This window comes from Pseudomonas sp. WS 5410 (assembly GCF_012985645.1).
Classification (GTDB): Bacteria; Pseudomonadota; Gammaproteobacteria; order Pseudomonadales; family Pseudomonadaceae; genus Aquipseudomonas; species Aquipseudomonas shahriarae.
This window is the reverse complement of record NZ_JAAQWS010000029.1, coordinates 1-15,122: the sequence shown is the minus strand read 5'-3', so window position 1 is coordinate 15,122 and position 15,122 is coordinate 1. Positions and strand designations below refer to the sequence as shown.

The following is a 15,122-nucleotide window of genomic DNA, read 5'->3' as shown; positions in this document are numbered from 1 at the left end:
ATGCCTGCTATCCCTTTGGAGCATGGTCTGGCGGTTGCCGGCATCCTGTTCTGCCTTGGCCTGGTCGGCCTGATGGTTCGCCGTAACATTCTGTTCGTGTTGATGAGCCTGGAAATCATGATGAACGCTGCTGCACTGGCCTTCATCGTGGCGGGTGCGCGTTGGGGCCAGCCGGATGGACAAGTGATGTTCATCCTGGTGATCAGCCTGGCAGCCGCCGAGGCCAGTATTGGCCTGGCGATCCTGCTGCAACTGTATCGTCGCTTCCACACGCTTGATATCGACGCTGCCAGTGAGATGCGCGGATGAACATGATCTTTCTGACTTTCGTATTTCCCCTGATCGGTTTCCTGCTGCTGTCGTTCTCCCGTGGACGCTGGTCGGAAAACCTCTCGGCCCTGGTCGGCGTGGGTTCCATTGGCCTGTCGGCGATTGTCGCCGCCTACGTCATCTGGCAATTCAACGTTGCGCCACCAGAAGCGGGTCACTACACCCTGGTGCTGTGGCAGTGGATGGCGGTCGAAGGCTTCAAGCCCGACTTCGCCCTCTACGTCGACGGCCTGTCGATCACCATGCTCGGCGTGGTGGTGGGCGTGGGCTTCCTGATCCACCTGTTCGCGTCCTGGTACATGCGCGGTGAGGCCGGTTACTCGCGCTTCTTCGCCTACACCAACCTGTTTATCGCCAGCATGCTGTTTCTGGTGCTGGGCGATAACCTGTTGTTCCTGTACTTCGGCTGGGAAGGCGTGGGCCTGTGCTCGTACCTGTTGATCGGTTTCTACTACAGCAACCGCAACAACGGTAACGCGGCACTCAAGGCGTTTGTCGTGACCCGGATCGGCGACGTGTTCATGGCCATCGGCCTGTTCATCCTGTTCCAACAGGTGGGCACGCTGAATATCCAGGAACTGCTGGTGCTGGCACCGCAGAAATTCCAGGTCGGCGACTTCTGGATCACCCTGGCAACCCTGATGCTGCTGGGCGGCGCTGTCGGTAAGTCGGCACAACTGCCACTGCAAACCTGGCTGGCAGACGCCATGGCCGGTCCTACCCCGGTTTCGGCACTGATCCACGCCGCCACCATGGTGACCGCCGGTGTCTACCTGATCGCCCGTACCCACGGCCTGTTCACCCTGGCGCCGGAAATCCTGCACCTGGTGGGCCTGGTGGGTGGCGTGACCCTGGTGCTGGCCGGCTTCGCCGCGCTGGTGCAGACCGACATCAAGCGGATCCTCGCTTACTCGACCATGAGCCAGATCGGCTACATGTTCCTGGCCCTGGGCGTCGGCGCCTGGGACGGCGCGATCTTCCACCTGATGACCCACGCCTTCTTCAAGGCCCTGCTGTTCCTGGCGTCCGGTGCGGTGATCGTTGCCTGCCACCACGAGCAGAACATCTTCAAGATGGGCGGCCTGTGGAAGAAACTGCCATTGGCCTACGCCAGCTTCATCGTCGGCGGCGCGGCGCTTGCAGCCCTGCCACTGGTGACCGCAGGTTTCTACTCCAAAGACGAAATCCTCTGGGAAGCCTTTGCCAGCGGTAACCAAGGCCTGCTGTACGCCGGTCTGGTTGGCGCATTCATGACCTCGCTGTACACCTTCCGCCTGATCTTCATCACGTTCCACGGTGAAGCCAAGACCGAAGCCCACGCAGGCCACGGCATTTCCCACTGGCTGCCACTGTCGGTGCTGATCATCCTGTCGACCTTCGTCGGCGCCATGATCACCCCGCCACTGGCTGGCGTACTGCCACAAAGCGTCGGGCATGCCGGCGGCGACGCCAAGCACAGCCTGGAAATCGCCTCGGGCGCCATCGCCATCGCCGGTATCCTGCTGGCGGCCATGTTGTTCCTCGGCAAGCGTCGCTTCGTCACTGCCGTGGCCAACAGTGGCATTGGCCGCTTCCTTTCGGCCTGGTGGTTCGCTGCCTGGGGCTTCGACTGGATCTACGACAAACTGTTCGTCAAGCCTTACCTTGCGATCAGCCATGTACTGCGCAAAGACCCGCTCGACCAGACCATTGGTTTGATCCCGCGTGCCGCCAAGGCCGGTCACACCGCCCTGAGCCGCACCGAGACCGGCCAATTGCGTTGGTATGCAGCTTCCATGGCGGCCGGTGCCGTGCTGGTGATCGGCGCCATCGTAGTGGTAGCGGTCTGATATGAACTTTGCGAACTTGCGAAAGGAAACGAGCCCGTCATGATTCTGCCCTGGCTAATCCTGATCCCTTTTATCGGCGGCCTGCTCTGCTGGATGGGCGAGCGCTTCGGCGCTACCCTGCCCCGCTGGATTGCGTTGCTGACCATGTCCCTGGAACTCGCACTCGGCCTCTGGCTGTGGGCCCATGGCGACTATTCATTTGCTCCGGCACCGGGTGTCGATCCAACCTTCGCGCTTGAATTCAAGCACGTCTGGATCGAACGCTTCGGCATCAACGTGCACCTGGCCCTCGATGGCCTGTCGCTGTTGATGATCCTGCTGACCGGCCTGCTGGGTATCCTCTCGGTACTCTGCTCCTGGAAAGAAATCGAGCGTCACGTGGGCTTCTTCCACCTGAACCTGATGTGGATCCTGGGCGGCGTTGTCGGCGTGTTCCTTGCGCTGGACCTGTTCATGTTCTTCTTCTTCTGGGAAATGATGCTGGTGCCGATGTACTTCCTCATCGCGCTCTGGGGTCACAGTTCTTCGGACGGCAAGAAAACCCGGATCTACGCGGCGACCAAGTTCTTCATCTTCACCCAGGCTTCCGGCCTGATCATGTTGGTGGCGATCCTGGGCCTGGTCCTGGTCAACTTCAACAACACCGGCGTGATTACCTTCAACTACGCCGACCTGTTGAAAACCAAGATGTCGATGACCACCGAGTACATTCTCATGCTCGGTTTCTTCATCGCCTTCGCGGTGAAGCTGCCAGTGGTACCGTTCCACTCCTGGTTGCCTGACGCTCACGCCCAGGCACCCACCGCAGGTTCCGTGGACCTGGCCGGTATCCTGTTGAAGACGGCGGCCTACGGCCTGCTGCGTTTCGCCCTGCCGCTGTTCCCGAATGCTTCGGCCGAGTTCGCGCCGATTGCCATGACCCTGGGTCTGATCGGGATCTTCTACGGCGCGTTCCTGGCCTTCGCACAAACCGACATCAAGCGTCTGATTGCCTTCTCGTCCGTTTCCCACATGGGTTTCGTACTGATCGGCATCTACTCCGGCAGCCAGCTGGCGTTGCAAGGCGCGGTGATCCAGATGCTGGCTCACGGTGTTTCGGCAGCCGCACTGTTTATCCTCAGTGGCCAACTGTACGAGCGCCTGCACACCCGTGACATGCGTGAAATGGGCGGCATCTGGTCGCGTATCGCCTACCTGCCGGCGATCAGCCTGTTCTTTGCAGCCGCCTCCCTGGGCTTGCCGGGCACTGGTAACTTTGTCGGCGAGTTCCTGATCCTGATGGGCAGCTTCGTCAGTGCGCCATGGATCACCGCGATTGCCACCTCCGGCCTGGTGTTCGGTTCGGTCTACTCGCTGATCATGATCCACCGCGCCTACTTCGGCCCGACCAAGTCGGACGCTGTCCTTAAAGGGATGGATGCTCGCGAACTGATCATGGTGCTCGGCCTTGCGGCATTGCTGGTGTATATCGGCGTGTATCCGCAACCGTTCCTCGACACCTCTGCCGCCACGATGCATGGCGTGCAGCAGTGGTTGAGCACCGCCTTCACTCAACTCGCTTCGGCCCGGTAAGAGCGCTATGGAATTCACGATCCAACACTTTATCGCGCTTGCGCCGCTGCTGATTACCAGCCTCACCATTGTGGTGGTGATGCTGGCAATCGCCTGGCGCCGCAATCACTCACAGACGTTCCTGCTGTCTACCGCAGGTCTGAACCTGGCCTTGCTGTCGATTATCCCGGCACTCAAGGTCGCCCCACTGGCGGTGACCCCGCTGGTGATGATCGATGACTTCGCGCTGCTGTACACCGCGTTGATCCTGGTTGCGACACTGGCCTGCGTCACCCTCGCCCACGCTTACCTCGGCGAAGGCGGCACCGGCTACCCGGGCAACCGCGAAGAGCTGTACCTGCTGATCCTGCTGGCTGCGGCCGGCGGTATCGTGCTGGTCAGCGCGCAGCACCTGGCCGGTTTGTTCATCGGCCTGGAACTGCTGTCGATCCCGACCTACGGCCTGGTGGCCTACGCCTTCTTCAACAAGCGCTCCCTGGAAGCCGGCATCAAGTACATGGTGCTGTCGGCCGCCGGTTCCGCGTTCCTGTTGTTCGGTATGGCCCTGCTCTACGCCGAAGCCGGTAGCCTGAGCTTCAGCGGTATCGGCCACGCACTGGCCACCACCAGCATGCCTGCGCCGCTTGCCCAACTGGGCCTGGCCATGATGCTGATCGGCCTGGCGTTCAAGCTGTCGCTGGTACCGTTCCACCTGTGGACCCCGGACGTGTACGAAGGCGCCCCGGCACCGGTAGCCGCGTTCCTGGCTACCGCGTCCAAGGTTGCAGTGTTTGCGGTGATGGTGCGTCTGTTCCAGATCTCCCCTGCCGCCAACACCGGCGTACTCAGCGACGTGCTGACCGTGATCGCCATTGCGTCGATCCTGTTCGGTAACCTGCTGGCCCTGACCCAGAACAACCTCAAGCGTCTGCTGGGTTACTCGTCCATCGCCCACTTCGGCTACCTGCTGATCGCCCTGGTGGCGAGCAAAGGCCTGGCCGTGGAAGCCATCGGCGTGTACCTGGTCACCTACGTGATCACCAGCCTCGGTGCGTTCGGCGTGATCACCCTGATGTCCTCGCCTTACAAAGGTCGGGACGCCGACGCCCTGTACGAATACCGCGGCCTGTTCTGGCGCCGTCCGTACCTGACCGCCGTGCTGACCGTGATGATGCTGTCCCTGGCCGGTATCCCGCTGACCGCCGGCTTTATCGGCAAGTTCTACATCGTCGCGACCGGTGTTGAAGCCCACGAATGGTGGCTGGTAGCCTCCCTGGTACTGGGCAGCGCCATCGGCGTGTTCTACTACCTGCGCGTGATGGTCACCCTGTACCTGATCGAGCCAAACCTGCGCCGTGTGGACGCCGAGCTGCACTGGGAGCAAAAAGCCGGTGGCGTGATGCTGCTGGCCATTGCCCTGCTGGCGTTCTTCCTGGGTGTCTACCCACAACCGTTGCTCACCCTGGTGCAGCATGCGGTGATGGCGGGTTGATCGCTTAGGCTCAAGCAGTAAACAGAACGGCACCCTTGGGTGCCGTTTTGCGTTTCTGGGGGGAGATATGCGGTGCCACCGCTGTCGCCATCGCGGGCAAGCCCGCTCCCACACATGACCGTGCTCTCATGATGAAACCGGATCAATGTGGGAGCGGGCTTGCCCGCGATGGCGGTAGCAGCGACACCACAAAAAACGGCACCTCACGGTGCCGTTGTGCTATCTGCCCTACCTCACTTACGCGCCGCCTCCCACGACTTGAGCAAGTCGGCATAGTTCACGGTTTCACCCTTGGGCTTTTCGTTCGCCAGTTTCGGCTTCGGTGCACCCGGCTGGTCGAACCAGTACTGGGCATCGCGCTCGGGGTTCATCTTCGGCCCGCAGATCGGCTGCACCTTGGAGCGCTCCAGGCGCGTCATGATGGCGTCCTGATCTTTGGCCAGGCCATCCAGCGCCTGTTGTGGGGTTTTCTCGCCGCTGGCGGCTTCCGAGATATGGCTCCACCACAGCTGCGCCAGGCGCGGATAATCCGGCACGTTGGTGCCGGTCGGCGTCCATTGCACCCGCGCCGGGCTGCGATAGAACTCCACCAGGCCGCCGAGTTTCGGTGCCAGGTCAGTCATGGCCTGGGAGTTGATGTCCGATTCGCGGATTGGCGTCAGGCCGACGATGGTTTTCTTCAAGGACACGGTTTTCGAGGTGACGAACTGCGCATACAGCCAGGCCGCCAGTTTTTGCTTCTCAGGCGTGGATTTGAGGAAGGTCCAGGAGCCCACGTCCTGATACCCCAGCTTCATACCCTCCTCCCAATATGGACCGCGTGGTGACGGTGCCATGCGCCACTTCGGCGTGCCATCGGCGTTCATCACCGGCAAGCCCGGCTTGGTCATATCGGCAGTAAAGGCGGTGTACCAGAAAATCTGCTGCGCGATGTTGCCCTGGGACGGTACCGGCCCGGACTCGGAGAAGGTCATGCCCGCCGCTTCCGGTGGCGCATAGGCGCGCATCCAGTCGACATATTTCTGCGTGGCAAACACCGCGGCCGGGCCGTTGGTATCGCCGCCACGGGTCACGCTGGAACCCACCGGGTGGCAGTCCTCGACCCGAATGCCCCACTCGTCCACCGGCAAGCCGTTGGGCAGGCCCTTGTCGCCGCCCCCGGCCATGGAGAACCAGGCATCGGTAAAACGCCAGCCCAGGGACGGATCCTTCTTGCCGTAGTCCATATGGCCATAGACGCGTTTGCCGTCGATTTCCTTGACGTCTTCGCTGAAGAACTTGGCGATATCTTCATAGGCCGACCAGTTCACCGGGACGCCCAACTCATAGCCGTACTTTTCCTTGAACTTGGCCTTGAGATCGGCCCGCTCGAACCAGTCGGCGCGGAACCAGTACAAGTTGGCAAATTGCTGGTCGGGCAACTGGTAGATCTTGCCATCCGGCGCAGTGGTAAACGAGATGCCGATAAAGTCCTTGAGGTCCAGGGTCGGCGAGGTGAAGTCCTTGCCTTCATTGGCCATCAGGTCGGTGATGGATTCGGTCTTGCCATAGCGAAAGTGCGTACCGATCAGGTCGGAATCGTTGACCCAGCCGTCATAGATGTTCTTGTCCGACTGCATCTGGGTCTGCAGTTTTTCCACCACATCGCCCTCCTGCAGCAGGTCGTGGGTCAGCTTGATCCCGGTGATTTCACTGAAGGCCTTGGCCAGCACCTTGGATTCGTACTCGTGGGTGGTAAGGGTTTCCGACACCACATTGATCTTCATCCCACGAAACGGCTCGGCGGCCTTGATAAACCACTTCAACTCTTCAAGTTGCTGGGCTTCGGTGAGAGTGGACGGTTTGAACTCGCTGCCAATCCATTTTTTCGCGGCATCCTCATAGGCATCAGCCCAGGCCGCAGCACTCAGGCCACTGAGGGCCAAGACAGCGGCCAATGAAATGCTATGTCGCAGCTTATTGTTTTTATCGAACATAGAGACCTCCTGGTTGGGATCAAAAGGGATGCCTGTGGCTATCCCCAACGCATCACAGACAACAGCCACACCACAGACAGCGCGGACGCCACCCAGATGCTCCAGCCGGTTACGCCAATCACCAGCAGATGCAGGTAGGCGCTCCCGAGAAGACCGATAAACAAACGATCACCACGGGTGGTGCTGATCGGTAACAACCCGCGCCGGGGAATGCTCGGCGAACGCAGCTCCCACGTGGTCATGCCCGCCAGCAACAGGGCAATCGCCGCAAAGAACAGTGCAGTCGGGGTGGTCCAGGCCATCCATTCCATCATCGTTTCCTCAGACCCGGCCAAGGGCAAAGCCCTTGGCCACATGGTTGCGAACAAACCAGATCACCAGCATGCCCGGCAGGATGGTCAGCACCCCGGCGGCCGCCAGTACGCCCCAGTCAATCCCGGACGCTGACACGGTGCGGGTCATCACGGCGGCAATCGGTTTGGCATTCACGGACGTCAGCGTGCGCGCCAGCAGCAGTTCGACCCAGGAAAACATAAAGCAGAAAAACGCCGTGACACCGATCCCCGAGCCAATCAGCGGGATAAAGATCTTCACGAAAAACTTCGGAAAGCTATAGCCGTCGATGTAGGCCGTTTCGTCGATCTCCTTGGGCACCCCCGACATAAAGCCTTCCAGGATCCACACCGCCAGCGGCACGTTGAACAGGCAGTGGGCCAGAGCCACAGCGATATGGGTGTCGAACAGGCCGATGGACGAATACAACTGGAAAAACGGCAACAGGAACACCGCCGGCGGCGCCATGCGGTTGGTCAGCAACCAGAAGAACAGGTGCTTGTCGCCGAGGAAGCGATAGCGCGAAAACGCGTAGGCCGCCGGCAGTGCCACCGTCAGGGAAATCACGGTGTTCAGGCTCACGTAGTACAGCGAGTTCAGATACCCGGTGTACCAACTGGGGTCGGTGAAAATCACCTTGTAGTTGGCCAGGGTGAAATCCTGCGGAAACAGCGTCAGGCCGCCGAGGATTTCGGTGTTGCTCTTGAAGGACATGTTCAGCAGCCAGTAGATCGGCACCAGCAGGAACAGAATGTAGATCAGCAGGGGGATGACCTTGCGCTTGCTCATGTTGGCGGCCTCAGCGGTTGGCGTCGGAGGGGGTCATGGCGGTGTAGAACAGCCAGGACACCAACAGGATGATCAGGAAATACACCAGGGAAAACGCTGCCGCCGGCCCCAGGTCGAATTGGCCGATAGCCATCTGGGTCAAGGTCTGACTGAGGAAGGTCGTCGCATTCCCCGGCCCGCCCCCCGTCAGGACAAACGGCTCGGTGTAGATCATGAAACTGTCCATGAAGCGCAGCATCACGGCGATCAGCAGCACGCTCTTCATCTTCGGCAACTGGATATGTCGGAATACCGCCCAGGCTGATGCCCGATCAATTCGCGCGGCCTGGTAGTACACATCCGGTATGGCCCGCAGCCCGGAGTAGCACAGCAGCGCCACCAGAGAGGTCCAGTGCCACACATCCATGACCAGCACCGTGACCCAGGCGTCCATGGTGTTGGCGGCATAGTTGTAGTTGATGCCCATGGCATTCAGGCTCGAACCCAGCAGGCCGATATCGGCACGGCCGAAGATCTGCCAGATGGTACCGACCACGTTCCACGGGATCAGCAGCGGGATGGCCATCACAATCAGCACCAGGGACGACCAGCGGCCTTTGGTGGGCATGGTCAGGGCAATGGCAATGCCCAGCGGGATCTCGATCAACAGCACACACGCGGAATAGATGAACTGGCGCAGCAGCGAGTCATGCAGGCGCGGGTCCAGCAGCACTTGCTTGTACCAGTCGGCACCGACGAAATAGCGGCTGGACTGGTCGAAAATGTCCTGCACCGAGTAGTTGACCACGGTCATCATCGGGATCACCGCGCTAAACGCCACCAGCAGGAACACCGGCAATACCAGCCACCAGGCCTTGTTGTTCTGCACCTTGTTCATGGCCGCGCCTCCAGCAGGTAATCATCGGCATAGACCATCAACCATTGCGCCGGGAAGCTGATCGACGCCCGGCCCTCGGGTACCGGTTTGTCTTCGGCCAGGCGTACTTTCAACGGCGCGCCGTCGAGGTTGAGGGTCAGGATCTTGTAGGTGCCCAGGTCTTCGATATGCATGACGTCGGCCTGCAACGCATCAGGATTGGGCTCGTCCCACACATGGATAAACTCGGGACGAATGCCGACCTGAAGTTTTTTGTAGTCCTTTTCCGCGATCTGCCGCTGCTGCACCTCGGACAACGCCAGATGTGTCCCGGCAAACCGCGCCCCACCAGCTTCGGCCTGCACTTCAATCAGATTCATCCCTGGGCTGCCGATGAAATAGCCGACAAAGGTATGGCTGGGACGCTCAAACAATTCCCGCGGCGTGCCGAACTGCACAATCTGCCCGCCGTACATCACCGCGATCTTGTCGGCAAAGGTCGAGGCCTCCAACTGATCGTGGGTGACGTAAACCATGGTGATATTGAACTGCTCATGGATCTGCTTGAGCTGGCGCCGCAGTTTCCACTTCAGGTGCGGGTCGATTACCGTCAGCGGCTCGTCGAACAGGATCGCCGAGACGTCATCGCGCACCAGCCCACGGCCCATCGAGACCTTTTGCTTTTCATCGGCACTCAGGTTGCGGGCCTTTTTGCCCAGCAGGTTCTGCAGGTCGAGCACTTCAGCAATTTCCTGCACCTTGCTGTGCACTTTCGCCTCGGCCATGCCCTGGTTGCGCAGGGGGAATGCTAGGTTATCGAACACGGTCATGGTGTCGTAGACCACCGGGAACTGGAAAACCTGGGCGATATTGCGCTTTTCCGGGGTCAGCTCATTTACCACCTTATTGTCGAACAGCACCTGGCCTTCCGAAGGGCTGAGCAGGCCGGAGATGATGTTGAGCAAGGTTGACTTGCCACAGCCAGACGGCCCGAGCAACGCGTAGGCACCGCCCTGCTCCCAGATGTGGTTCATTTCGCGAATGGCGTAGTCTTCAGGCCCGGCGGGTGTAGGGCTGTAGCTATGTGCCAGGTTCTGCAAATGGATCTCGGCCATCAGGCAACCCTCGCGACACGGCGCCCGGGAGCCTGGACCAAACGGCCCTGACCATCGAACACAAACAGTTTATGGGTCGGAATATAGATGCGGATCGGCGCATCCACGTCGTACTCGTGTACTCCCGGCAGGTGTAAAACCAGCAAAAAATGCTCGCTGCGCACGTGCAGGAAGGTTTCCGAGCCGCTGATCTCCGCCACTTCCACGGTTACTGCCAGTTCCAGATCATCGTCGTTGCTGGGCACCAGGCTGATATGGCTGGGGCGCACACCAAAGCGGAATTCGCCCTCGCCGATGGGGCGCAGGTCGACATTCAACGGAAAGTGCACGTCGCTGGCGAAACTCACTTCATTGCCGCTGATGCGCCCCGGCATCAGGTTGATCGGCGGTTCGGAAAACAGCTCGGCCGCCAGCACGGTCTGCGGTTGGTGATAGACCTCGGCGGCCTTGCCGCTCTGGATCACCCGGCCTTCGTGGAGAATGGTGGTGGTGCCGCCCAGCGCCAGTGCCTCGTTGGGCTCGGTGGTGGCATAGATGGCAATGGTGTTGCGGGCCTTGAACAGCTCGCGCATTTCCTGACGCAGCTCTTCGCGCAGTTTGTAGTCCAGATTGACCAAGGGTTCGTCGAACAGAATCAGCTCGGCATCCTTGACCAGCGCCCGGGCCATCGCCGTGCGTTGCTGCTGGCCACCGGACAGCTCCAGAGGGTGACGTTGCAGGAACTTCTCGATGCGCAGCATCTTTGCGGTTTCCAGCACTTTGCTGTGGATCAGTTCGTTGGAGGCCCCGGCCTGGCGCAGCGGCGAGGCGATGTTCTCGAACACGGTCATGGTCGGGTAGTTGATGAACTGCTGGTACACCATCGACACATTGCGCAAGCGCACCGGCTTATGGGTGACGTCGACGCCGTTCATCAGGATGCGTCCGCTGTCAGGCTTGTCCAGGCCGGCCATCAGGCGCATCAGGCTGGTCTTGCCGGACAGCGTACGGCCCAGCAACACATTGAAAGAACCGGCTTCAAAGCGCAGGTTGGCGTCGTCGATCCAGGTCTGGCCTTCGACGACACGGGTCACATGTTCCAGGGTCAATGACATGACACGCCCTTTTTCTTATTGGAATTGTTCTTCCAGGGACAGAGCGAGTTTCGTGCCAATAGTAAAAAACGTTGATTTGCCAAAGACTTGAGCAAAACCATTGCTCAGTGCTGAACAGAAATGAACATTCACAACTGAACAATTGAACAACCTCCAGGTTGACAATGAACAGTTCTGAACAACACTGAGCAAGCCCGCTCGCACATTGGAATTGCATAGGGTTCATAACAACAATAAAAAGAAGGTCACCGCCATGGCCGCACCAGCCCCGCTTTTGCCCCACGACACCATCATCCAGGACTCCTGGCGCCGCTGCCGTGCGTTCGGCCTGGATCACCAGAGCGCCCCCAGCTTCGACCAACTGCCCGCCGAGGGCATCAGCCAACTGCTGGAGAGCCAGCACGCGCTGGTCCAGACCACCCACCAGGAAGTGCTGCCTTATTACGAGAACATCCTCAGCAATTCCAACTGCCTGATCATGCTGGCCGACAATCAGGGCCAGGTCCTGACCTCGTGGGGCACCCAACGCTTTATCGACCCCAAGCTGGCCCGTGGCTTCAACGCCGGAGCCAGTTGGATGGAGCGCGCCACCGGCACCAACGCCATCGGCACCGCGCTGGCCTGCGCCCAGGCGGTGCATATCGAACATGACGAACACTTCCTCAAGGCCAACCGTTTTATGACCGGTTCAGCCGCGCCGATCTTTGATGCCAACCGCGAGATCATTGCGGTACTGGATGTGTCCAGCGACAGCTACCTGCCGCCCTCCCACACCCTGGGCATGGTCAAGATGATGAGCCAGACCGTGGAAAACCGGCTGATCCTTAACCTGTTTGGCGGCGAACACTTCCAACTGACCTTCAACACCGGCCTGAACAACCTCGACAGCCAATGGGCCGGCCTGCTGATCTTCGATGAAAGTGGCCAGGTGCTGTCAGCCAATCGCCGCGCCGACAACTTGCTGGGCATCAGCCTGTCGCGGGTGATGATCGACAGCCTGTTCAAGGTCTCGCTGCTGGAGTTGCTCAACCAGCCCGAAGGCCTGCCCTTTGCCCTGCAGGCTGCGGGGCGCAACCGTTTCCAGTGCCTACTCAAACGCCCCAAACAGGCGCCGGTGCAGGCCAGGGTCTTTAGTGAACCAGCCCCCGCGCCCATCGGCCTCAAGACCCTGCACTTTGGCGACAGCCGCGTGGAAAAGGCTGTGCGCCAGGCCGAACGCCTACTGGAAAAAGACATTCCGCTGCTGATCCACGGTGAAACCGGTGTCGGCAAGGAAGTTTTCGTCAAAGCCCTGCACCAGGCCAGTTCCCGCAGCCAGCAGGCGTTTATCGCGGTCAACTGTGCGGCAATTCCGGCGGAGCTGGTGGAATCGGAGCTGTTTGGCTATGAAAAAGGCGCGTTCACCGGCGCCAATCAAAAAGGCAGCATTGGCCTGATCCGCAAGGCCGACAAAGGCACGCTGTTTCTCGATGAAATCGGTGACATGCCCTTGCCCACCCAGGCCCGGCTACTGCGGGTATTGCAGGAGCGCTGCGTCCAGCCGGTGGGCAGCAGCGAATTATTCCCGGTGGACCTGCGGATTATCTCGGCGACCAACCGTTCGCTGCGCGAACAGGTGCAGATCGGACGGTTTCGGGAGGATTTGTACTACCGCATCGGCGGCCTGACCCTGGAACTGCCGCCCCTGCGCGAGCGCAGTGACAAGCAGGCGCTGTTCAAGCAACTGTGGCAACAGCACCGCGAACCCACGCAATGGGCCGGGCTCAGTGCTGAAGTGCTGGCGTTATTCGAGCAACACCCCTGGCCGGGCAACCTGCGCCAGGTCAGCAGCGTAATGCAGGTGGCGCTGGTCATGGCCGAAGATCAACCGATTCGCCCCGAGCACCTGCCGGATGATTTTTTTGTCGACCTGGGGCAAGCCGCACCCAGCGCGCCGGTGGTCATGGACGATCTGGACGATAGGCAAAACCTTCAGCAACGACTGGCAGCGGTCGGCGGCAATATCTCCCACTTGGCGAGGGAGTTGGGGGTCAGCCGCAATACCTTATACAAGCGATTACGCGCCGCTCCATAGCCGTAAACCCTGTGTCTTTCTTTAAGACTGATCGCTAGTTGATGTGGGCATAAGCGCCGATTCCAACTGAAAAACTCCCCCTGTCCGTAAGCCCATTCTGATTTAACAGACCACACCTCCAAGCGCCCTTTTCCTGCGGCATTCTCCGACGCCTTTCTTTTGCAGAGACGTCATGGATGCCAGCCCCTGCCCCTGATTCATCGCCCATCGACCTGATCGAATACGAGCTGGATGGCTTTCACCAGAGCCTGGCGCTGTATCGCCAGCAGGTAACAAGCTGGTACGCGCAGGCCCTGGACAAGGTCAGCCACGCCACGGATTTGCCGTCGCTGCTGGGCATGGAGCGGGTGCTGCGGGTCGGTGATTCCCAGGTGTCGGTAAGCCTGACCGACACCGACTTTGCTTCCAGTGTTGCCGTGTGCCCGGCAGGCGGCGAGCTGAAGATCGAAAGCAAATTCGAGTCGGTGTATGACGTGCCGCTGGGCAATCTCCAGGTGCAGGTGATTGGCCTGGAGGACGGCAGTTCCACGTTTATCCAACTGGATGAACAGGGCAAGGGTACCCATCACTGCGCGGCCGGTGGGCGCTATCAGGTGCGCGTACAGGGCGGGGCTTCGGCGGCGCAGATGGAGGCGCTGTTTGCGTCCTACGACGGTTTGACCGCCGAGCTACAAGCCTGGCTGCGCAAGGAATGGAGGGGGTTCAAACCGCACTGGCAGGTGTCGGCGTCAAGTGCCATTGGCAGTGGGGTATTGGCCGGTACCTGGTCAGCCATTTCCGAGGTGTGGGACAGCCTGTCGCTGGTGCAGGACATCCTCAAGGACCCGGCCAAACACATCGAACGCCTTGGCGCCCAGGCCGCCGAGCTGACAGCCCTGGCGCGCGAAGCGCCGCAGGTGATGGAACAGGCGATGTTGCTGGCCAGCGACGAAGCGGCGCTGTACCTGATGTTGCGCACGGCGATGATCTGGTTGTCGGCGTTGCCTCCCAGCCAGGTGGCAGGGAAAACCGCCGAGGTGATTGCCGGGTTTGCCGTGTCGCTGCTCATTGATTTGCTGATTGCGCTGGTGCTGACCATTGCCCTGCAAGGTGCCGGGATCGCGTACCTGGGGCTGCGTCTGGCGAAGTATGGCAAGCAGGTGGTTGACGTTGCAGTGGGTTTCGTCAAAGGCGTGTTCGACATCCTCAAGCGTTTTATGGGGGCGGTGGATCGCTACAAGACGGTGGCTGTGCGCGGCGTGGTTGGCGGCTTGAAAAAGGGTGGCCTGCAGATGCACTGGGGCGCGCGGCGCAATACCACGCTCAAGCAGGCAGAGGCGTTGGACGACGCACCCTCCTCCGCGAAAAACCCCAACGGTGAGGCAACCGCCAGCGCTGATAAAACCGCGACCCATGGTTGCCCGGTGTCCATGGTCACCGGCGAAGAACTGCTGACCCTGACCGATGGCGAACTGGATGGCGTGCTGCCATTTGCCTGGACACGCCTGTATCGCACCAGTGCCGTGGAGGTGGATTGCGGGCTGGGCTTTGGCTGGAGCCATTCCTTGGCGCAGCGGCTGGAGGTGGTCGGCGGGTCGGTGGTGTGGACGGACCATGAGAACCGCAGCACCACCTTTCCCCTGCCCTCCGTTGCCCGCCCGGCGATCAGCAATAGCCTGGCTGAAGCGGCGATTTATCTGGGGG

Annotated in this window: 12 protein-coding genes; 6 read left to right on the top strand and 6 right to left on the bottom strand. The window is 60.4% G+C overall.

The annotated features are described in order from the left end of the window. The 4 genes from nuoK to nuoN are packed head-to-tail and all read left to right on the top strand — an operon-like array spanning nt 1 to nt 5,202. On the top strand, nt 1–309 hold the full coding sequence (gene nuoK / locus HBO24_RS27340; RefSeq protein WP_003174727.1) for an NADH-quinone oxidoreductase subunit NuoK: 309 nt from the start codon (nt 1–3) through the stop codon (nt 307–309). Beyond that, nucleotides 306–2,159, top strand: a complete 1,854-nt coding sequence (gene nuoL, locus HBO24_RS27335; RefSeq protein WP_029293339.1) for an NADH-quinone oxidoreductase subunit L — start codon at nt 306–308, stop codon at nt 2,157–2,159. The genes nuoK and nuoL overlap by 4 nt, the downstream gene beginning before the upstream one ends. Nucleotides 2,160–2,198: 39 nt before the next feature. Further along, nucleotides 2,199–3,731, top strand: coding sequence for an NADH-quinone oxidoreductase subunit M (nuoM, locus tag HBO24_RS27330; protein WP_057445263.1), 1,533 nt, complete (start codon nt 2,199–2,201; stop codon nt 3,729–3,731). Between the two features lie 7 nt (nt 3,732–3,738). Continuing rightward, nucleotides 3,739–5,202, top strand: coding sequence for an NADH-quinone oxidoreductase subunit NuoN (nuoN, locus tag HBO24_RS27325; protein WP_057441395.1), 1,464 nt, complete (start codon nt 3,739–3,741; stop codon nt 5,200–5,202). Between the two features lie 233 nt (nt 5,203–5,435). Here the strand turns inward: nuoN and HBO24_RS27320 are convergent, their stop codons facing one another. The 6 genes from HBO24_RS27320 to HBO24_RS27295 are packed head-to-tail and all read right to left on the bottom strand — an operon-like array spanning nt 5,436 to nt 11,365. Further along, nucleotides 5,436–7,178, bottom strand: coding sequence for an ABC transporter substrate-binding protein (locus HBO24_RS27320; RefSeq protein ID WP_029293329.1), 1,743 nt, complete (start codon nt 7,176–7,178; stop codon nt 5,436–5,438). A 38-nt stretch (nt 7,179–7,216) separates the two neighbouring features. Beyond that, a complete protein-coding gene (locus tag HBO24_RS27315; protein WP_029293327.1) occupies nt 7,217–7,489 on the bottom strand; it encodes a DUF2160 domain-containing protein in 273 nt (90 codons plus the stop codon). Nucleotides 7,490–7,499: 10 nt separating this feature from the next. Beyond that, nucleotides 7,500–8,300, bottom strand: a complete 801-nt coding sequence (locus tag HBO24_RS27310) for a carbohydrate ABC transporter permease (protein ID WP_017735079.1) — start codon at nt 8,298–8,300, stop codon at nt 7,500–7,502. Between the two features lie 10 nt (nt 8,301–8,310). Then, a complete protein-coding gene (locus tag HBO24_RS27305) occupies nt 8,311–9,177 on the bottom strand; it encodes a sugar ABC transporter permease (protein ID WP_170060718.1) in 867 nt (288 codons plus the stop codon). Continuing rightward, complete coding sequence (locus HBO24_RS27300; protein WP_170060717.1) at nt 9,174–10,271, bottom strand: ABC transporter ATP-binding protein; 1,098 nt, start codon at nt 10,269–10,271, stop codon at nt 9,174–9,176. Before HBO24_RS27300 ends, HBO24_RS27305 begins: the two co-directional genes overlap by 4 nt. After that, nucleotides 10,271–11,365, bottom strand: coding sequence for an ABC transporter ATP-binding protein (locus HBO24_RS27295; RefSeq protein ID WP_057445261.1), 1,095 nt, complete (start codon nt 11,363–11,365; stop codon nt 10,271–10,273). Before HBO24_RS27295 ends, HBO24_RS27300 begins: the two co-directional genes overlap by 1 nt. A gap of 253 nt (nt 11,366–11,618) precedes the next feature. Here HBO24_RS27295 and HBO24_RS27290 point away from each other — a divergent pair, with 253 nt between their 5' ends. Both HBO24_RS27290 and HBO24_RS27285 read left to right on the top strand, forming a co-directional pair. Next, entirely contained in the window at nt 11,619–13,439 is a 1,821-nt protein-coding gene (locus tag HBO24_RS27290; RefSeq protein ID WP_170060716.1) for a sigma-54-dependent Fis family transcriptional regulator, read from the top strand. Nucleotides 13,440–13,615: 176 nt separating this feature from the next. Beyond that, nucleotides 13,616–15,122 (top strand): DUF6531 domain-containing protein (locus HBO24_RS27285; RefSeq protein WP_222933247.1); only part of this gene is annotated, 1,507 nt, incomplete at its 3' end.